Annotated in this window: 15 protein-coding genes; 5 read left to right on the top strand and 10 right to left on the bottom strand. The window is 56.1% G+C overall.

The window, feature by feature from the left end; genetic code table 11:
* Positions 1 to 71: 71 nt before the first annotated feature.
* The gene (gene cls / locus ACP86_RS12385; RefSeq protein WP_014575864.1) at positions 72 to 1502 is read right to left on the bottom strand and encodes a cardiolipin synthase; all 1431 of its coding nucleotides are present in this window, start codon (positions 1500 to 1502) and stop codon (positions 72 to 74) included.
* Positions 1502 to 2578 carry an AraC family transcriptional regulator gene (locus ACP86_RS12390; RefSeq protein WP_008173236.1) on the bottom strand — a complete coding sequence of 359 codons (1077 nt, stop codon included), beginning with the start codon at positions 2576 to 2578 and terminating at the stop codon, positions 1502 to 1504. The genes cls and ACP86_RS12390 overlap by 1 nt, the downstream gene beginning before the upstream one ends.
* Positions 2579 to 2967: 389 nt before the next feature.
* Between ACP86_RS12390 and ACP86_RS12395 the strand changes: the two genes are divergently transcribed.
* The 4 genes from ACP86_RS12395 to ACP86_RS12410 all read left to right on the top strand — a co-directional run bounded on the left by ACP86_RS12395 (position 2968) and on the right by ACP86_RS12410 (position 6478).
* Positions 2968 to 3765 carry an alpha/beta fold hydrolase gene (locus ACP86_RS12395; RefSeq protein ID WP_008173240.1) on the top strand — a complete coding sequence of 266 codons (798 nt, stop codon included), beginning with the start codon at positions 2968 to 2970 and terminating at the stop codon, positions 3763 to 3765.
* A gap of 101 nt (positions 3766 to 3866) precedes the next feature.
* Positions 3867 to 4952, top strand: a complete 1086-nt coding sequence (locus ACP86_RS12400) for an SMP-30/gluconolactonase/LRE family protein (protein ID WP_053114172.1) — start codon at positions 3867 to 3869, stop codon at positions 4950 to 4952.
* Entirely contained in the window at positions 4952 to 5413 is a 462-nt protein-coding gene (locus tag ACP86_RS12405; protein ID WP_053114174.1) for an acyl-CoA thioesterase, read from the top strand. The genes ACP86_RS12400 and ACP86_RS12405 overlap by 1 nt, the downstream gene beginning before the upstream one ends.
* Before the next feature lie 81 nt (positions 5414 to 5494).
* Positions 5495 to 6478 (top strand): NADP-dependent oxidoreductase, encoded by a 984-nt coding sequence (locus ACP86_RS12410; protein WP_008173247.1) that lies wholly within the window; start codon positions 5495 to 5497, stop codon positions 6476 to 6478.
* Here ACP86_RS12410 and ACP86_RS12415 read toward each other — a convergent pair.
* The 4 genes from ACP86_RS12415 to ACP86_RS12430 form a co-directional block, all read right to left on the bottom strand.
* A complete protein-coding gene (locus tag ACP86_RS12415) occupies positions 6464 to 8341 on the bottom strand; it encodes a cation:proton antiporter (RefSeq protein ID WP_053114176.1) in 1878 nt (625 codons plus the stop codon). The two genes, ACP86_RS12410 and ACP86_RS12415, sit on opposite strands and share 15 nt — an antisense overlap.
* A gap of 21 nt (positions 8342 to 8362) precedes the next feature.
* Positions 8363 to 9154: a tRNA cyclic N6-threonylcarbamoyladenosine(37) synthase TcdA gene (gene tcdA, locus ACP86_RS12420; RefSeq protein WP_169702126.1), complete on the bottom strand. Its 792-nt coding sequence runs from the start codon at positions 9152 to 9154 to the stop codon at positions 8363 to 8365.
* 538 nt (positions 9155 to 9692) lie between these two features.
* Positions 9693 to 10142, bottom strand: coding sequence for a hypothetical protein (locus ACP86_RS12425; protein ID WP_053114178.1), 450 nt, complete (start codon positions 10140 to 10142; stop codon positions 9693 to 9695).
* 325 nt (positions 10143 to 10467) lie between these two features.
* A complete protein-coding gene (locus tag ACP86_RS12430; protein WP_144422722.1) occupies positions 10468 to 10875 on the bottom strand; it encodes a hypothetical protein in 408 nt (135 codons plus the stop codon).
* Positions 10876 to 11494: 619 nt separating this feature from the next.
* Here ACP86_RS12430 and ACP86_RS12435 point away from each other — a divergent pair.
* Entirely contained in the window at positions 11495 to 12052 is a 558-nt protein-coding gene (locus ACP86_RS12435) for a porin family protein (RefSeq protein ID WP_082220562.1), read from the top strand.
* A 450-nt stretch (positions 12053 to 12502) separates the two neighbouring features.
* Here the strand turns inward: ACP86_RS12435 and ACP86_RS12440 are convergent, their stop codons facing one another.
* The 4 genes from ACP86_RS12440 to ACP86_RS12455 are packed head-to-tail and all read right to left on the bottom strand — an operon-like array spanning position 12503 to position 18503.
* Positions 12503 to 14791, bottom strand: coding sequence for an AAA family ATPase (locus ACP86_RS12440; RefSeq protein WP_227507712.1), 2289 nt, complete (start codon positions 14789 to 14791; stop codon positions 12503 to 12505).
* Positions 14784 to 15224 (bottom strand): VPA1267 family protein, encoded by a 441-nt coding sequence (locus tag ACP86_RS12445; RefSeq protein WP_053114184.1) that lies wholly within the window; start codon positions 15222 to 15224, stop codon positions 14784 to 14786. Before ACP86_RS12445 ends, ACP86_RS12440 begins: the two co-directional genes overlap by 8 nt.
* Positions 15217 to 15885, bottom strand: coding sequence for a gamma-mobile-trio protein GmtX (gene gmtX, locus ACP86_RS12450; protein WP_053114187.1), 669 nt, complete (start codon positions 15883 to 15885; stop codon positions 15217 to 15219). The genes ACP86_RS12445 and gmtX overlap by 8 nt, the downstream gene beginning before the upstream one ends.
* Positions 15882 to 18503 carry a VPA1269 family protein gene (locus tag ACP86_RS12455; RefSeq protein WP_053114189.1) on the bottom strand — a complete coding sequence of 874 codons (2622 nt, stop codon included), beginning with the start codon at positions 18501 to 18503 and terminating at the stop codon, positions 15882 to 15884. The genes gmtX and ACP86_RS12455 overlap by 4 nt, the downstream gene beginning before the upstream one ends.
* Position 18504: the final 1 nt, after the last annotated feature.

Below are 18504 nucleotides of genomic sequence, written 5' to 3' on the forward strand. Positions count from 1 at the left end.
CTACTGCATACTGGCTGAATCGTCCTGGCATAGTCGCACATCGGCTATTCCGGAGCCAGTGGGCGGATGGCCTATAGCAGTGGCGCCAGCAGGCGGACGGCCCGGCAACACAGGCGGAACAGGATCGACCGATCCTTGTAGTCGCTCTCGATCATCAGGCGGGAATTGTCCAGATCGTGTTCCAGCATGGATTCCACACTCCGGATGAAATGCCTTGCGGTGGTTATGGCGGTGATCTCGAAATTCAGTCGCATCGAGCGGTTGTCCATGTTGGCGGTTCCCACCGCCGCGTATCGATCATCCACCAGGATCACTTTCTGATGCATGAAGCCAGGCTGGTAGCGATAGATGCCGATGCCGGTCTTGCAGGCCTGGACGAGGTAAGAGTAAGCCGCCAGGCCAATCAGGCGGCTGTCCGATTTCTCCGGAATCAGGATTCGTACGTCCACGCCCCGAAGCGCCGCCAACTGAAGGGCGTTCATGATCTGGAAATCCGGAACAAAATAGGGCGAGGCGATCCAGAGCCGGGTGCGGGCATTATTGATGCAATTGAGGAAAAACAGTGTGCAGGTTTCCCAGCTGTCCGCGGGTCCTGTTGGCAGCATCAGCACCTCGTCGTCGCCGGGCTGGTTGTCGACCGGCGCCCAGTCGAGGCTGGGAAAATCGTTGCTGGCCCAGTTCCAGTCTTCCAGCCATGCCAGCTGCAGGCCGGTGACGGCCGGACCCTCAATCCGGCAGTGGGTATCGCGCCAGGGTTCCTGGTCCATGGCAGTGCCCAGGTATTCGTCTCCCAGGTTGATGCCACCCACAAAGCCGATCTTGCCGTCGCAGACCAGCAGTTTCCGGTGGTTCCGGAAATTGATCTGGAACCGCCTCCGGCGGATGTTGCCGTTACCGAACGAGGCCACGCGGGCGCCGGCGGCGGCGAGCTGGTTCAGGTACTTGCGCGGCAGCCAGACGCTGCCAATGTCGTCATACAGAAACCAGACTTCCACACCCTGGGCCAGTTTGCGCTCGAGAATTGACTTGATCCGGCGGCCAACCCGGTCTGACCGCACGATGTAGAATTCCAGCAGGATATAGTGCTCGGCGTCTTCCATGGCTTCGAACAGGGCCTCGAACGTGGCCTCACCGTCCCTGAGCAGGGTACATCGGTTGCCATCGGTGAACGGCTGCCGGCCCAGTCGGCAGAGCACCTGAAGTTCGTCGGTGAACCGTTCGCTGGCGGGGATGGGTATGGAGGTTGTTTGCTGCTCGAACCGGTTCAGCAGATTGGTCAGGGATTCGTCGCCAAGCCGTCGGGCTTTCACGTAGCCGCCAAACCGATGCCGCCCGAACAGCACGAACATGGGCACAGCCAGGTAGGGCAGGCCGATCAGGGCAATGACCCAGGCAATGGCACCCTGTGTTGTCCGATAGGTCAGAAGAATACGGTAAATACAGGCAAATGCGCCCAGGTAAACGGCCCCGACCACCAGTGCAACGAGAGACAGCTCGTCCATCATTGCGCTCCCTCATCTGCCTGGTGGCCGTAGGGCCCCGATGTGGCCAGATGCCTTGCCCGGTACTCTGCCGGTGAGGTGCCGGTCCAGCGCTTGAACGCCCGGCTGAAGGCGCTGAGCTCTGAAAAACCCAGCAGAAAAGCAATTTCACCCAGAGCGTACTGGTCGGCCGCAACATACCTGAGCGCCTTGTCCTGGCGAACCTGCTCAACCAGGCCATGGAAGCTCAGGCCTTCCTTCTTGAGCTTGCGGTAGAGCGTCTGGCGGCTCATATGGCATTGCCGGGCAAGGCTGTCGGCATCGATTCTTTCGGTCGCCATCTGCTTCGAGATCAGTCGGCGAATCCTGCGGCCGAACGAGCGGCGGCTCTGAAGCCTCGCCAGCAGCGTATTGACCTGCTTCAGTACTGCCGAATACACGTAGGGATTGCGGCGTGGTATCGGGTGCCCCAGATGCCGGCTGTTGAACGCCAGCCGGGTAATACCGCAATCAAACCGCACCGGGCCACCGAGAAGCTTTTCGTACTCGTCGGCGTACACCGGCGCCGGATGGGCGATCTCTACCCATTCCGCCCGGATGCCCGGATGAATGAAGTGGCGGGTGCGGGTGATGGCCGCAGCCAGGGTCCGGTCCATATCCTGCCGGCAGTAATGTTCGGCCATGTCCGGTTGCCAGCAGAGAATGGCCTGGTCGGCGGTCTGTTCGAAGCTTAGGAATACCGACTCGTTGATCAGCCGATGCAGGCGCACGTACTGGGTAACGGCTTCACCCAGGGTGTCACAGTTGAAAAACACATGCCCGACCAGTCCCATCCGCTCGGGATCCACCACTTTTCCGGCGTGCAGCCCGACAGCCGGATCGCCCGTTACCAGCTCGGCGTGTTCCCACAGCCGGTAATGGGCATCGGCGGGCACGCGCCGGTCCGGGTCGGTGAGCTCCGACATGGCCAGCCCGGTCAGCTGTTCCACCCTTGGCGCATTGAGAACACCCTGGCGTTCCAGATAGTGAACCAGCGCCAGCGTGCTGGAGGCAGCGACCAGGGGTGCGCTGGTGGAGTCTGATTGGGCAGATGTCACGTTGATAGTTAACGACCTGTCATGATGACTGATACAAAATGTCAAGTGGGTGCAACGGCCTGTCAAGGGTTACCCGTGGCTTTAACGATAGCATCAACGTATCAGGTTGAAGCAATGGAAAAGCAATCAGGAGGTGTTTTATGGAACAGGAAATTTTCGTACCTCATACCGAGCTTGAGCGTAAAAACGTGATTGAGCTTGCCGAGTATCTGAACAGCATCTTCTATTGCTGATCCTTCAGACGTCACGTCTATGACCTTCAAGCCGGGCTTTGCCCGGCTTTTTTTCGTCCACGGAAAATGACCGCTAATACCGGCACTTGCTCGCAAGACTGGCAGTGGTAATGTATCCGGTCTGAGAACGCAGACCAATCCGGAGACTGACTGCCCATGACTGTTGCGCTGAACCACCGCATTACCGGCGAAGGCCCGCCCCTGATACTGCTGCACGGGCTGTTCGGCTCCCTGGACAACCTGGGGGGTATCGCCCGCCGTCTGGAAGACCAGTGGCAGATTCACGCACTGGACGAGCGCAACCACGGGAGTTCGCCCCACACGGATACCATGGACTATCCGGCCATGGCCGCCGACGTCATCGCCTACATGGACGCCCAGGCGCTGGACAAGGTGAGCCTGCTGGGTCATTCCATGGGTGGCAAGGTGGCGATGCAGGTTGCCCTCCAGGCTCCGGAGCGCGTGGAAAAACTGATCGTGGCCGACATTGCCCCGGTAAACTACAAACCCCGGCACGATGCTATTCTGGACGGGTTGACCAGCATGGATCTGACCGGTGTGCGTTCCCGTCAGGACGCAGACAGGCTGATGGCAGATTTTGTCGAAGAGCCGGGTGTTCGCCAGTTCCTGCTGAAAAACCTGGAACGGATTCCCCGCGAAGACCAGCAGGAGGGCGGGCCAATGTTCCGGTGGCGGCTCAATCTGCCGGTTATCGATGCCTGCTATGAGCATCTGGCCAGGGCGCCGGAGGGTGATGGCCCGTTTGATGGTCCTGTGCTGTTTCTGAAGGGCGCGGATTCGGCCTACATCCAGGAAAAACACCGAGATGATATCCAGCGACTGTTCCCGCAGGCACAGCTGCGTATTATCCAGGGGACCGGCCACTGGCTGCACGCTGAGAAAGCCGACTCCTTTGCTGCCCTGTGCCGCCGTTTCCTCAGCGCCGATGAATGATGGTGCCCTGCGTAGGGCATTTTCCTGCTCACCGGCCCGTCTGCTAAGGTGGGCCAATCGCTGACATACGGAATGGACATAACAACAGGCGGGCAGAGTGTATGAAATGGCTGATGGTGGGTTTGCTGGTTGTCTTCCTGCTGCTTGGCAGTTTCCTGCTGACTCCGTCGCCCGTCGACAGCAAAGCCTGGAACCCGCCATCGCCACCTCCGCTGACCGGTGAGGTTGCGCCAAATGAGCGCCTGAGGCTTGCGGACCTGATCGCCAGGGGCCAGGTATACGGCCCAGAGGACACAGCCGTGAGCGAGGATGGCGTGCTTTATACCGGCACCCAGGATGGCTTCATCGTGCGGGTGTTCCCGGATGGCCGGGTTGAAAACTGGTTGTCCACCGATGGTCGGCCTCTGGGCATGGTGTTTGACAGCCAGGGCAATCTCATCGTTGCAGATTCCTGGCGGGGGCTGCTGTCTATCAGTCCTGAGGGCGAGATCACCGTATTGGCCCGCGAGGCGGAGGGAACGCTGTTCCGCTTCACCGATGACGTCGACATCGCCGATGACGGGCGCATTTATTTCACCGACGCCAGCTCCAAGTTCCACCAGCCGGAATACATGCTGGATCTTCTGGAAATGCGTCCCCATGGCCGCCTGCTCCGCTACTCTCCAAAAACCGGCAAGGCCGAGGTTCTCCTGGCCAACCTGCATTTTGCCAATGGTGTTGCGGTATCTCCGGAGGGCGACTACGTGCTGGTTAACGAAACCTGGAAATACCGCATCCTTCGATACTGGATTCACGGGCCCAAAGCCGGCCAGGCGGAAGTCTTTGCCGACAATCTGCCCGGTTTTCCCGATAACCTCGCGGTGGATGATCAGGGGCGCTACTGGGTGGCGTTTCCTACCCTTAGAGATTCGAGGATGGACGCCATGCACCCCCGGCCCTGGCTCAAGGATCTGGTGGCTAAACTCCCGAGCAGCCTGAAACCTGCGCCACAAGAATATGGTCTTGTGATTGCGTTCGACCGGGACGGTGAGGTTATTACCAGTCTCCACGACACTCGGGGGACCCATTTGCAGGAAATCACCTCGGTGAATCCTCACGATGGCAACCTGTACTTTGGTTCACTTCACAATGATCGTATTGGTCGGCTACCGTTGCAGGCCATTCCGGGTCTGGGGGACAGCAACTGATGCAGCAACACGATATTGACTGGGATCTGCCGGCGCCTTTCACGATCGAGATAGCGGTACGGCCCGAGGATACCGATCGGCTTGGGCACGCCAACAACGTTGTTTACGTACGGTGGCTGGAAGACGTCAGTTGGGCCCACATAGAAAGCCTGGGTATGACCTGGGAATTGCACGAGAAAACCGGCAAGGCGATGGCCATTACCCGAACGGAAATCGATTACCTGGCCTCGGCGAACGCCGGCGATCAACTGGTTCTTGGGACCTGGCTCACCGATTACGATGGTCGGTTCCGGTCTGCACGGCAGTTCCAGCTCGTTCGTCCCTCGGATGGCAAAACCTTGGTCAGGGCCGTTTCCACTCACGCCTGTGTTGATCTGAAAAGCCAGCGGCCTGCCCGTGCGCCCAAAGAGTTCGCCGAGATTCTCGGTTCCGCTGTGGTAGCCGGAGGCAAAGGGCTGTAGGTCACCCGAGGTCTTTTGTGCTTTACTTCAGCTAATCTTGTTCAAAGCCAATCCCGTTTAACCTGTTGTCCGGAGATCTTCATGGAAAATACTGCCGATCAGAACGCTGAAGCCACGATGCGCCATGTGATCTACGATCGCTTTGGTGAGCGTGACGTCCTGCAAGTGGTCTCGGCCGATGTGCCAGTCCCCGGAGACGATCAGGTGCTCGTCAGGGTGCACGGTGCGGGGCTCAATCCGATCGACTGGAAAACCCGGAAGGGGCTTGGTTTCGCGGCGCGGCAGATCGAGAATTCGTTGCCGTGGACGCCCGGTTACGATGTCGCCGGAGAGGTTGTCGGAGTAGGTGCCAACGTGACCACCCTTGCGCCCGGTGACCGTGTCATGGGCATGGTCGGATTCCCGGCCGGCGGTGGCGGTTATGCGCAGTATGCCCTGGCCGCGGCCGATGAACTGGCTATCGTGCCGGAAGAACTGGACCTGGTGTCTGCAGGTGCCTTGCCCCTGGCGGCACTGACCGCATGGCAGGCTCTGTTCGAGATGGCGAAACTGGAGTCGGGGCAGAAAATCCTGATCCACGCCGGCGCCGGTGGCGTGGGCCATTTTGCGGTGCAGTTTGCATTGGAGCGCGGTGCCCATGTCATTGCAACGGCCTCGGCCGGTAACCGGGATTTCCTGGCGGAACTCGGGGTCCACGAGGTGATTGACTACCGCAACACGGATATCGCCGAAGAGTGCTATGGTCTGGACGTGGTACTGGACCTTGTTGGGGGTGATACCGGCAAACGCTCCCTGCACACCCTCGGCGAACATGGAGTCCTCGTGACCATCCCGACGGTTACCGCCGACGAAATCATCAGTGCTGCCGAGGAAATGGGTTTACGCGCCCATGGCATGACTGTGCGTCCCGACGTGTTTCACCTGGATGAGATTGCCGAGCTGATTGAGGACGGCGACGTCAAGGTGCACATCGAAAAGGCGTTCGCGCTGGACGATGTCGCGCAGGCCCACGAACTGCTGGAAGGCGGGCACGTGCGCGGCAAGCTGGTGCTAGATTGTCGATGAGGGTTCCTGATCGGCCGGTTGATCCTGGCTGGCCGATGGTTCTCCTCCCTCTTTCTCCTTGCGCTCCTTGCGGGCCTGGGGCGGTACCAGGCTGATCAGGATCCAGTCGTTTTCCGGTTTCAGGTCTTTCATGCTGCAAACCGGGGCGACGTGTTCCTTGCTGTCGAACGTGAACAGCACCAGGGCCTGGTTCTGGTATTTGTTCAGGAACTCCTCGTAACCGAATTCCTCACTCAACTGGGTGGTCTTTACGGTGTAGCCCTGGCTCACCAGACTGGCCAGCTTGGCGTAGCTGACGCCATCGAACAGGCCCCGGGTCATCTGTATTTTTTCAGCCGTCTGATGCCGGGCCTTCTGGTCCTGATCACCTTCGGCCAGGCTGAACACGCACTTGTTTCCGAACCAGTCCAGGAAGTGGTACGTGGCCAGTGAGTTCATGTGCTTGTACGGGGAGATCACCAGCAGCTTACCGATGCCTGTCAGGTCCAGATGGGTCGATGCATGCTCGGAAACCGGGTTGCCGAAGTACACCTGCAGGTTCTCCATGCGGGCCTGACGGACGTTTTCCCAGTTGGTGTCCGCCAGGGTCACGGGCACCTCATACTTTTTCAGGGCCATGCCAATCATACGGGCCACCGGATTGGCGCCCAGGATCAGGAAGCCGTATTCCGCTGGTTCCGCGACCTTCAATAGGCGGGCAACCGGCCGTGCGGTGAGGCTCTGCAGAGTAACGGTGGCGATAATCAGCATAAACACCAGGGGTACCAGGGCGCCGGCACTCTCATAACCCAACTTCTGCAGCTGGAAAGCGAACAGCGCTGACACCGCGGCCGCGACGATGCCCCGGGGGGCGATCCAGCTCAGAAATAGCTTTTCCCGCAAGTTCAGGTTGGTGCCGATGGCCGACAGGAAAATACTCAGGGGGCGGGCTACCAGCATCAGCAGGGCCAGCACAGCCACCAGGCCCCAACCCAATTCGGCAATCGCCGCAAACTCAACTCGCGCCGCCAGAATAATGAACAGGGCGGATATCAGCAGAACGCTCAGGGATTCCTTGAACTCGAGGATGCTCTCTATAGGCACCTGCTTCATGTTGGCCATCCAGATGCCCATGATGGTCACGGTCAGCAGGCCAGACTCATGGGCCAGTTCGTTCGAAATGGCATAGACGCCGAGCATGAAAGTGAGTGTGCCAGCGTTATGCAGGTACTGCGGAATCCAGTGCTTGCGCAATACGATGCCGTTGAGATACCCGGCCACGGCACCGATCACAAAACCCACAGCCAGGGTTTTTCCAAAGATATACAACGAGTGGCCAAACACGTTGCCCTGGCCCCAGGAGACAATCCCCTCGAATACCAGAACCGCCAGCAGAGCGCCAACGGGGTCAATGATGATGCCTTCCCAGCGCAGTATGTTGGCCAGTTTCGAATCGGGTCGCACGGAGCGCAGCAGCGGCGCGATAACCGTCGGGCCGGTGACAATCGAGATGGCGCCAAACAGCAGGGCGACTGCCCAGGAGACATCCAGAAGCCAGCGGGCAGCCAGGGTGCCGATGATGCAGGTGACGATAGAACCGACCGGAATGAGGTTGCGGACCATTTTGCCATGGCCCCGTATCTCCTCGTAGCGCAGGGTCAGGCTGCCCTCAAACAGGATGATGGCAACGGCCAGGGAAATAACCGGAAACAGCAGATCGCCGAACACCACTTCCGGTGCCAGAAAACCCAGAACAGGCCCGGCGGCAATGCCACCCGCCAACAGGAAAAGGATGGCGGGCATACGCACGCGCCAGGCAAGCCACTGGCAGAACAATGATAAAACGCCAATGCTGGCAAGAAGCAGGACAGTGCTGACTGGCATAATGGTTTCAGTTCCGTTGATCTATTGGTTGGCGCGCCGGGCAATCCGGTTCAGGAGTCGGGAAGCCGCAAATAAACCGAAGCTGGCGGTCACCGGGCTGGCGGCGCCAAAGCCGGAGGCGCAATCCAGGCGCACCGGACCGTCGGTGGCCGGTTTCTGCAGGCACACTTCCCCGTCTCCGGCAGGATACGTCAGCTGCTCGAGGGAGTATACGGCCTCAATGCCAAAGCGCCGCTTTGGATTCCGGGAAAAGCCATATTCCCGCCGCAGAAGGTTTCGAACCTTGGCCAGCAGTGGGTCCTGGGTTGTTTTGCTGAGGTCTGCCACCTGGATCTGAGTGGGGTCGATCTGTCCGCCTGCGCCGCCGGCACAGACCAGAGGAATTTTCCGGCGCTGGCAGTGGGCAATCAGGGCGGCCTTGGCTTTGACGCTGTCGATGGCGTCGATCACCCCGGTCATGTCTTCGGTGATCAGCTCGCTGACGTTCTTCGTGGTCAGGAAGCCGAAATGCACCCGAATGTCGGCTTCCGGGTTGATCGCCCGCAACCGGTCTGCCATGGCGTCGGTTTTGGTACGGCCGTACTGGCCTTCCAGGGCGTGGAGCTGGCGGTTGGTGTTGGACACACAGACATCGTCCATGTCGATCAGGGTGATGGTACCAACGCCACTTCGGGCCAGGGCTTCAGCGGCCCAGGACCCGACCCCGCCAAGACCGACCACAGCAATATTGGCGTGACGAAAGGCTTCCAGGGCCCGGCGCCCGTAGAGTCGTTCGATGCCACCAAAGCGGAAAGCGTAATCGTCGGCGTTCATGGTGTCCCCGTGCAGGTCCGGTCGCAGACCGGACAGAATCAAAGATCGCAATTGTAACCCAGTGACCGCACAGACAAAAAAGGACCATAAAAAAAGCCACCGCGAGGGAGTATATAGTGAATTTTGTGTACTTCTGTCGGTGAGTGAGTGAATGCCCCATGAGCAAAGGCTTTTGGGGCATTTTTCATTTTTACACGGTGTGTAATTTGGTGTGTAAAAATAGGAGCGCTTGCTCCAAGGGCTCTGCCCTCTCGCCGCAAGCGGCGATTCACCCGAGGTATTTCACGACCAGCGATGTGATCGAGTGAGAGCACAGATACAGATAACTTCCTCGGGGATGCTTAAAAGTGAGTAATGGTCGTACCACCATACTCATACTGTAGCTGGAGATTGCCACAATAAATTGGCCGCCCGTAGCTCTGATCGCAAAGCGGACATTCTGTTTTGGCAATAATGCAGACAGTATGCGCGGTTTTGGAATGGAGGCGAAGCCGCAACGTAAAGCCGTCGCCGTGCCTGCGATGGTTATGGGACATGCCTATTTTAGCTGGAAATTACAGTCGAAATTCGTAGACCGCGCCTTTACTCCGCTTCTTGGCGCTCCATAGCCGCCGTATGCGTTGACTTGAGACCCAACAACTTTCTGCATTCCAATATGTATTGCATACGTCCAAACCCCCGCGGCATTTCCATTATTTCCGGGGGCTTCTACAACAATTACTAATCCAGGATTTTGCGCAAGGACATAACCCATTTTTTCATCAATACGGATTTGGTCAGGAGGAGTAAACGTGAATTTCCACGTAGACCCAAACTTTTCCGCTGTCGTCCAAACTCCGCCCGATTGGTCTTCACGAAAATCTGTTGCGTCGCGATATCCATGCGTATTCACATCTTTGCATATCGCCTCGAATGCCGGATTTTGGCCTTGCCCGAAAGCAAATGTCCCGGTGGCCGTGAGAACCAGTCCAACGATCAATGTTCTCATACCTATTTCCTCGGCATTGGCCTGTCGTAATCAAATAACGCAAACAGCAGGGGCGCGACGAAAGGAGCGTCCCTTGCCCGTATCTGTTATGCCTAGCTCTCAGGCAGCTCCCGGATAGCTCGCCGAATGTCTGATTCCGCATCATCCAATTCACGGATAGCTCGATCGATATCTGAGCTTCCTTCACCTGACCGGTTCCTCGCGCTCTGAAGAGCAGAAATTGCGTCTTCAACTGCACTCAGGGCTCTTTTCATCCGTCCTTTCGTGTCCATTTACCTCCCCCCCTCGTAACAATATGAACTACTTACCGAACTGACAAGGTGTGTTAGGCGACTCCGTAGGCCAAGCTCACCACCAGAAGCGCTGCCTGAATTACTAGCAGAACTAAGCAGCTGTTCTCTGACAAATTCGACAGCCGGTACTGCAACAGAGAATGTTTTATGTCCTTTTCTCGCTGCTCATCAGTGAGCTTTTCCGGATCCCCAGACATTACATTGCCGATACGGAAATACATCTTCTTCATTGCAAGATAGTTATATGTCAACAACGCAATTGATAGTAGAGCAAGCACGACCACAATGACCTTGATCTTCGAAAGATCATCGGCAGAAACCAAGGTGGCCGCTGCGAGAATCAATCCATTCACAGTAAGAAGGGCGTTCCACAAACCATAGCTTGCCTGGAGGTAGCGTTCGATTACTTGTTCTCGTCGAGCTTCGTGCTGATCCTGCATACACGCTTGCCTAACAGCTTGTTTTGTCTGAATTCGCACTAAACCCAGTCGGCTCCTTTATTCTAGATCTGAATCGCAGTGCAAATTTTCAGTCCAGTTCAAAGGGATACTAGCTGCCTTTCCACTATTCTGCGAACCCGGGCTCTGTCAAAAGATTGCACGCGGCTTATCTGTGCACATTTCTGCAATTAAAATCCAGGGGGCTGAAAAAGCTCTTCGCTAAAACAATGAGCCACAAGGATTCCTTGTGAAAAGTGCACAGCACCGTGCAAATTAAACCGCGAGCATTTTGCGGATTTGAGGTGCTTTCATTATATGCCCATAAATTCTACAGGCACCTATGCCGACCAAAAGCCCTCACAGAAACTCAGCTTTAGACCAATTGGTTTGCTCCAGACAGGATGGATTTCTTAGGTTTGAGCCAGGAGAACGGGCGTGAATTGAGAGCAAGGCGAATGTTCGCTTTTGTTTAAGGTATTGCCTGGGATGCGGGACGGTCGCAAAGCGAATGAACTGGACATACTCTTAGCAATTAAGTATGAAGCAGTGGCCAACTCGGCCTCACTTTGCGTAAGGTTATCGTGGAGATTAAATTCATAGAAATGCAGTAGGATCAAAAATGAGAAAAACATTAAGCATGGTAAGCGCACTTTGTCTGGCATCCATTTCAGGGTTGGTCACAGCAGAAGAGATGGGTCAGAAGGCATATGTCGGAGCAAATTATAATTTCGTCACCTATGACGAAGACACTCTGGATGACGAACTGGATTTGGGTGCTCTGTCCGGAAAAGTCGGCGCTAAGATCAATCCGTATGTTTCAGCGGAGCTGCGCGCGGGTTTTGGTGTTGCCGACGAAACAGCCAGTAACGGATCCATATCTGCGAAGCTTGAGCTGGACTACATCGTCGGGGGATATGCCCTGTTTGGTATCCCCAACGAAACTCAAATCTACCCCTACGTGGCACTGGGCTTCACGAAGGGTGAACTGACTGCGACGATCTCCGGCCCTGGTGGCAGCGTCTCGGCATCGGAATCCGAATCAGACCTATCTTACGGCGTCGGTGCCAATGTGGCTTTGACTGACAACGTCGTTTTGAACGCAGAATACATGCAATACATCGATAAAGATGAGTATGAAGTTTCTGGAATATCCATTGGTGGATCATACCTATTCTGATTACTCAGCCCCGGGGGCTCTATCTCCGGGGCTCCGATCTTCTCGCCAGATTTGATTAGAATTACTCACCTAGACGGTCTGCTCGACACTTGGAATCTCAATACGAATGCTCACAATCGCTTTAGAGATCGATTCATTGCAGAACCCCGGCTTGCCCTAAATCCCCTCAGCCGCTCCGGTCACACCAACTGTATAGACCACTTTTTACCTTACTTGTGCGATGGCAACGAAAAGATCTTCTCGTATAGTAAATCGCGGATTTGGTTAAAGTGCCACTGTGACCTGCTCCCCTTAGAACTAACCGTTATTCACTGAGTAATTTTCATCATTAACCCTTATTCCCCGCACTGGGTGCGCCCGTAGTTGCAAAAATCGGGCTTCGGCGGAAAGTAAGTTTGTTTGATTTTCTGGGGCTGGTGCGGGTCGACGCGAATGTTCACTTTTGTTTAACTAAACAACTGAGCTGAACCTGAGGTATTTGACGACCAGCGATGATCGTTTAAGATAAAGTTGCGGTACAGGGAGAGGTCCCGATGGCCGCGACCGGCGATGCGGGGGCGTGCCATTAATGGCTAACCCCGAATCCCTCTCTTCCAGCAACTCCCTCAAGAAGCTCGCCCGCCTGGTGGCATTGCTTACCGATTTTACGATGGACGCAAAATCACTAGCCTGCCCGACAATGTGTATCTCTGCCTCGGCACGGGTAATCGCCGTGTAGAGCCACGCACGGTCTGAGATTCGCCCCTTCTGGACTGCCACGATGATTCTCGGGAACTGGCTTCCTTGAGCCTTATGGAGCGTGATTCCGTAGCCAAGCTCCATGCAATCGAAGACTTCATCCGTAATTGAAATGTCTTCGCCGGTATCCAGGGTCACGACACCAAAGGTTTCCTGGCCATCCTGAGTGTCGCGCTCTGTTGAGGATAAGGTGCCAAGAGACCCATTCTGAATGCCGATGGTGTAGTTGTTCCTGGTGAAGAGGATCGGGTCGCCCACTCTCATATCGAGGAAGAATTCATCGCCATGCAGTCTAAACTGCAAGCGCTCCCCATCCGGATTGATCAGCCTTTGGCACTGACGGTTCACCTCCCCAACGAGAACCTTGGTGGCTCCGATGATCTGGGTGTTATAGGGTGACTCCGCGTACAAGGATTTGCACTTATCGACCACCTGCTGCGGAGGCGTCTCGTGGAACGTGATTGCGCCAACCGATAGCGATGGAGGCACCTCGCCCCGATTGATGGTCGCCGAGTATTCCGGGATGCCCGTTGAGCCTTCTTGGCGTTTGACGATGTTCAACTCAACTGTAGCGATTGCGCCGGATTCAACGATGTCTGAGAGCACTTTGCCACAGCCGATGGCTGGTAGCTGGTTCGGATCGCCGGTCAGGATGATGCGTACCGAAGGATCGAGGTGCGTTACGATCCGATACATGGTCGGCAGGTCGATCATACTGGCTTCGTCGATGACCAGGAGATGCTGCGCCTGTTCTAGTGACGGCGAGATCGGCTCTTCCCGCAACAGGCGAGCAATTGTCATGGTGAAGAATCCGATGCTTTCGTGCAGTCGCATGGCTGCTCGCCCCGACAGAGCGACGGCATGAACCTTATAGCCTAGTGCGGCATAGGCTTTGAGCACGGTACGAAGGACCGTGGTTTTACCCGTACCGGCACCACCCGTGATGCAGGACACCGAATTTGTCAGGCTCGACTCGATCGCTCGGAGCTGCTGCTCAGTCAGGTCGTAGGGCAACTCCTGAACGGCTTCGGTGAGCGCCTTGAAGACGGATCCATCTTCATCCTTGATGGCGGCCAAGGCCTTGAGCCGCTTGGCAACGACCGACTCCATCATGATTTGTGCGGTAGGATGGTAGGTGCCGGTTTCTGGCCTGAGAATGAACTGGCCGTTGCGATAACCGCTGGCGAACGCCTCTGCGACCAGGGCTTTATCGCCCAGAAGCTTGATCACCTCGGGCCTGAGCGCCTGATGGGAGGCGTAGGTGTGCCCCTTTTCTACCTCTTTTCGTATCGCGCTTTCTAAAGCAGCGGTGAGCCGCACCGGTGCCGATTTCTCCATGCCCATCTGTTCAGCGATGGCATCGATATCGGGAAAAGACATCCCGAATCCGAGCAATGCGTAAGGATTGCTCTTGAGTATCTCAACGGTGCGATTATCGTGGTATTTCAGGATGCGTTGCTGAATGCTCAGCGGCACTCCCAGAGAAGCCAGCCAGTTCGCATGCGCAAGGTTTTTGTACTTGGCGTAGCCCTTGTATAGCGCGGCTACCGAAACCTCGCTGAGAACCTCGCTGAGACGGCCTCTGTGCTCGGAGGTGTCGGACTGGAGCATGGGGTGCAGATCGCTGCCAAAAGCGTCCCAGAGGGCTCGTGCTTTGGCCTCACCGATACCGGTGAACTCCTTTTCATTGGCAATAAAGCGGATCAGCGTCTCACCCGTTTCCGGCAGCGTGCACTCCATCTCAGCTGGGGCGTCATACAAATGCTGCTGAAGCTCATAATCGCCTGCCTGAACGTTCTCCAGCGTCCTCACACCACGCACCCGCCATTGCTGGCCAACGGACGGCTTGATAGGCAGGGACTGGTCTTCGCATCGGATGCTGACGATGTATTTGCCCGAATTGATTTTGTAACTGTCGGCTTTAAGGGGAATGCCCGTGAAGATCGTGTATTTATAGCCGCTATGCTGGCAGCTGGTGACACGGAAATACTCTTCACGCATCGGGCGCGACTCCGAACTCTGTGAGGACTTCGGACAGTTCACCGTAACGTTTTAGCTTGGCTTCGAGGGTTGCCACCCGGGCCTTTAGCTCAATGTTCTCCTGCTCCAGCACTGAGAGCCTTCTCGATTCCCTGGCTCTTTGGTTAACGCTGGGATCATAGCGCTTCGGTTCTGATCGCTGGGCCTGGGCAGTTTCGGTCAGTTCTGGCAGAACACCCCGATCACGCAAGCTCTGCTCCAGATTCTCCAGTGCCGTTTTAATGGCCGGGTTCTGGCGCAACGCGCTCTTTCCGACGCCTATGGCTTTGGCCATTTCGCCACGGTTTAACTGGCCCCGAAAGATGATCTGCTTAAAATCATCATCCGTCTGGGTGGCCGCCCAGCTCTGGAAGGCACTCAGGTTCTGACGTGCTCTTTCCTGACCATTACTCATCCATTTCCCCCAGGATCTTCTTGAGCCCGGTCAGGAAGCCGCGAGGCAGGATTTCCGTACCCAGCTCATCTTTCACTTGGCCCAGTGCGTTCGCTCTAAATCCGAGTTTCTCCAACCATTCCTCGGTGCAGACGGTTTGCAACGCCTTGATCTCGTTTTCCGAACAGATCCCCTTTAACGAGGGCAGCAGCTCCACGCTGGCTTCAGACTGGGGCTCCACATAGGTCGTGGGACGCTTATCAATCACGATCTCGGTTGTGCTCTTGAGCATGTTCGCTTCGCTTCTGTAGCGATCCCGCTCCCGAATGATCTGTCCGAACAGCGCACGCACCGCCGCGTCATCAATGCGCTCCAGCAGTTGGTGGTCCTGGCTCATTCTCTTGGGTGGCCCCACCGGTGGCTTCTTCGTGGTGGTCTTTGCCTTGGCGGCCCACGCTTCGACCAGATCCCGATAATGCTTATTCGCGGTGGCACGAATCGACTGATAGCCCACACCGCCATCTTCCTCGGATACGCGCCCAATGGTGGTGATGGAAAAGTCCCGAGCACCGGAGTCGAAGTAGGCGCTCAACGTTTCGTGGAGCTTATCCAGAGATGCCTTCGTCTTCGCGGTCTTGCGGTCTTTTAGGGTGTCCAGAATCGCATCAACATCGATGTTCATTCGGACACCTCCAAGGCCGGAATCCGCTTCAGAGCGCCTGACGACAGCGTGATCGGGGTGATTTGTTTGACTGCCTCAAATCCGGATTTCAGCAGCCCATCGTTCTCCAGGTACTCTTGCGCTTCGATGTAATTTGTTGCGATTCGGTAGCCTTCCATCCTGTCGTCTGGGTCCGCGATCTTAGCCATCTTTCGAACGAGCGCATTACCCACGATCAACTGTGTGTTTTCGTCCATTTCCAGAAAGACGGGCTTGTACCCGGAGCGGGCCATCATTCGGCTCAAGGCATTGGTGCGCTTGGCAATCGCAGGCGTCTTGCGCAGGTCGTCCTGAAGGTCGGGGTAGAATTCAGCGTCCTCGCAGAGCAAGGACAGGTGAAGCAATTCCGAGTCGGTTTCGATGAATTTCATGCTGACATTGAGGTCTTCCGCAGATCCCACGGCAATCAGCTTTTGACTGTCATCCCCCTCAGTTCGCCCATTCTCGATCTGTACCACTTTGTTGATCAGATTGAAGATGGCGATGTAGTCTTTGGCGTACGCATCTGCCTCCACGCGCTGCTTCTCGTACCGACGCTCCAGCGCCTGAAGTTCGCTGTGCTTGAGAAACGGTTTATCTTCTTCTTCGGCGATGAACATCTCATCCTTCAGAGCCTCTAATTGGCCTTCAATCTCGACGGCCAGTTCAGCCGCCTGGTGCGCTTTGTAGCTGACTTGATTGAACTTGGAATTCAGAGCTGGCAGGTAGGTCGCATCGGTGATGTGCCAGCGACAGCGGGGGCAGTTTTCAGGGCCATGGGGTACCGGGCCATAAACCCTTGAGTGTGCCGACGCAGCATCTTTAATGAGGGGGCCGCCGTTCCAGCAGCCGCCAACGGTGGACAGTTCATCCGAACGCACGGAGTTGCCGCCGACCAGGCATAGACCGGTGGCCCGCTCTTCCCAGCCAATCGGATTCCGGTTCGCCAGCACGGCTTCGACAGAGTTGTATGTATCACCGAGCGACGCAGTGCGAAGCTGGATCTGCCTCATCTCTGCGTCCTCAAGAAAGTTCTTCAGGGACGTTTCCCCGCGTTCAACTAGGGCGGAGTCGGCCTCGCTCATTTTTTCGGCCATCACCGAGGGCGTGATCTTGTTGTAATAGATCGTCATCAACAGCCGGGTATGACCGGCCAGTAGCTTGGAGATCACCGGCAACGGCAGATCGGTGTCCATGGTGTAGCAAGTAATCAACGACACTCGAAGGCTGTGAAGCGGGTATTCCGTTGCCACCTTGGATGATTCTTGACCCTCGTAGTCCTCGTCGTAGTCTTTCACAAACCGGAGACGGTCACCATCCTTCATCCTCAGGCCTGACTGGAACAGTTCTTCTTCCAGTTTCGACAACAGTCGATACCAAGGATTAGCAAAAGAAACGTGGCCAATCGGGAACGCAGAATTTCGGTCCCGAAACAAAAGGGCAAACTCGCCCATTTCTGCTAATTGCTTCTTGGATTTGGTTGCGCCAAGATCGCGACGCGAAAGCTCTGTACCACCGATCAACCGGTTAATCGGGTTGTATTTCTCTTGCCAGTTGCGGAGTTTTTCCAGCCAATACAGCAGTTCTTCGTGCTGCCAGGGGATGGTGTAGCCGCGCTGAGGCTCGTCTTTGTTTTGGTCGGCGGTTTTGTTGGTCGAGACATACAGCCCGGTGGCATAACTCTCCGTCATCGAGTCATAAATGCGCCGGAAGACGCCTTTCTGATAGGGGCGTTTCGGGGTTCCGTACCTGAATGGATGCTTGATGTTCTCGACCCAATGACCGCGCTCGTAGCGCCAGGTATCGCCTTCACCGGAGTCTAGAAGCCGCACCTGGTAAGAACGAAGGGGCAGATGGAGCTTAGTAAATAGAAACATCGCCATCACAGGCGACCAGACCTCATGGATCTCAACTTTCTTATTGTTCCTGTTCACAATCCGTTTACGGGCAATGCAATCCGGATCATCGGGATCAATGACCTCCGGATGTACTTCCATCCACGCCTTATTGCCATCCTGAAGATGATCGATAGCCCACCGCCAGTCCCGGAAATGAAACCCGACCCATGGCGTTTTATTGCCGGGGTCATCGGTTGGATAGGGGCAAAGAATGTGCCTGGCTTGCTGGATATAGCGATACGGTAACGGGCTGTGGGCGGTTTCGGTGTTTGATATATCTCTCTTGATTTTATCGAACGGATTAGAGAACAGGGGCCGCTCGACGCCGTTATCGTCCTCGGCGATCAGATGGTGGTTGAGGATGTAGTCGCAGAATTCGACCGTGCACGAAATGAACTTATAGACCTCTGTATTCACTCCACCGCTAGTCAGAAAGGCCTCAAACTCTTCACTGGATACTTTGTGGCCGCTCGGATGGCCCTTGAACATTGTGGCCACGTCAGCGGCATACGGGGCCTTCGCGTTCAGGTAAAGAAGAAACTTTCTGATACCATCCAAATACACTCTTACGGCTTTGTCTTGCGTTTTTAGCCATTCAACGGCGTACTGCTGCCATTGCAGCCAGTCTTGCCCCAGTTCCTCAGTCACCCACCCCAGCGTCAGATCCGTGGTGTAGCCTTTCCTTCCTGATTTCTTGCTCATG

Origin of the sequence: Marinobacter sp. CP1, assembly GCF_001266795.1 — a bacterium.
Classification (GTDB): domain Bacteria; phylum Pseudomonadota; class Gammaproteobacteria; order Pseudomonadales; family Oleiphilaceae; genus Marinobacter; species Marinobacter flavimaris.

What these genes read in the sequence shown, in the direction of transcription:
- cls (WP_014575864.1), bottom strand. Translation starts at nt 1,502, where the DNA reads ATGGACGAGCTGTCTCTCGTTGCACTGGTGGTCGGGGCCGTTTACCTG.
- ACP86_RS12395 (WP_008173240.1), top strand. Translation starts at nt 2,968, where the DNA reads ATGACTGTTGCGCTGAACCACCGCATTACCGGCGAAGGCCCGCCCCTG.
- ACP86_RS12400 (WP_053114172.1), top strand. Translation starts at nt 3,867, where the DNA reads ATGAAATGGCTGATGGTGGGTTTGCTGGTTGTCTTCCTGCTGCTTGGC.
- ACP86_RS12405 (WP_053114174.1), top strand. Translation starts at nt 4,952, where the DNA reads ATGCAGCAACACGATATTGACTGGGATCTGCCGGCGCCTTTCACGATC.
- ACP86_RS12410 (WP_008173247.1), top strand. Translation starts at nt 5,495, where the DNA reads ATGGAAAATACTGCCGATCAGAACGCTGAAGCCACGATGCGCCATGTG.
- ACP86_RS12415 (WP_053114176.1), bottom strand. Translation starts at nt 8,341, where the DNA reads ATGCCAGTCAGCACTGTCCTGCTTCTTGCCAGCATTGGCGTTTTATCA.
- tcdA (WP_169702126.1), bottom strand. Translation starts at nt 9,154, where the DNA reads ATGAACGCCGACGATTACGCTTTCCGCTTTGGTGGCATCGAACGACTC.
- ACP86_RS12425 (WP_053114178.1), bottom strand. Translation starts at nt 10,142, where the DNA reads ATGAGAACATTGATCGTTGGACTGGTTCTCACGGCCACCGGGACATTT.
- ACP86_RS12430 (WP_144422722.1), bottom strand. Translation starts at nt 10,875, where the DNA reads ATGCAGGATCAGCACGAAGCTCGACGAGAACAAGTAATCGAACGCTAC.
- ACP86_RS12435 (WP_082220562.1), top strand. Translation starts at nt 11,495, where the DNA reads ATGAGAAAAACATTAAGCATGGTAAGCGCACTTTGTCTGGCATCCATT.
- ACP86_RS12440 (WP_227507712.1), bottom strand. Translation starts at nt 14,791, where the DNA reads ATGCGTGAAGAGTATTTCCGTGTCACCAGCTGCCAGCATAGCGGCTAT.
- ACP86_RS12445 (WP_053114184.1), bottom strand. Translation starts at nt 15,224, where the DNA reads ATGAGTAATGGTCAGGAAAGAGCACGTCAGAACCTGAGTGCCTTCCAG.
- gmtX (WP_053114187.1), bottom strand. Translation starts at nt 15,885, where the DNA reads ATGAACATCGATGTTGATGCGATTCTGGACACCCTAAAAGACCGCAAG.
- ACP86_RS12455 (WP_053114189.1), bottom strand. Translation starts at nt 18,503, where the DNA reads ATGAGCAAGAAATCAGGAAGGAAAGGCTACACCACGGATCTGACGCTG.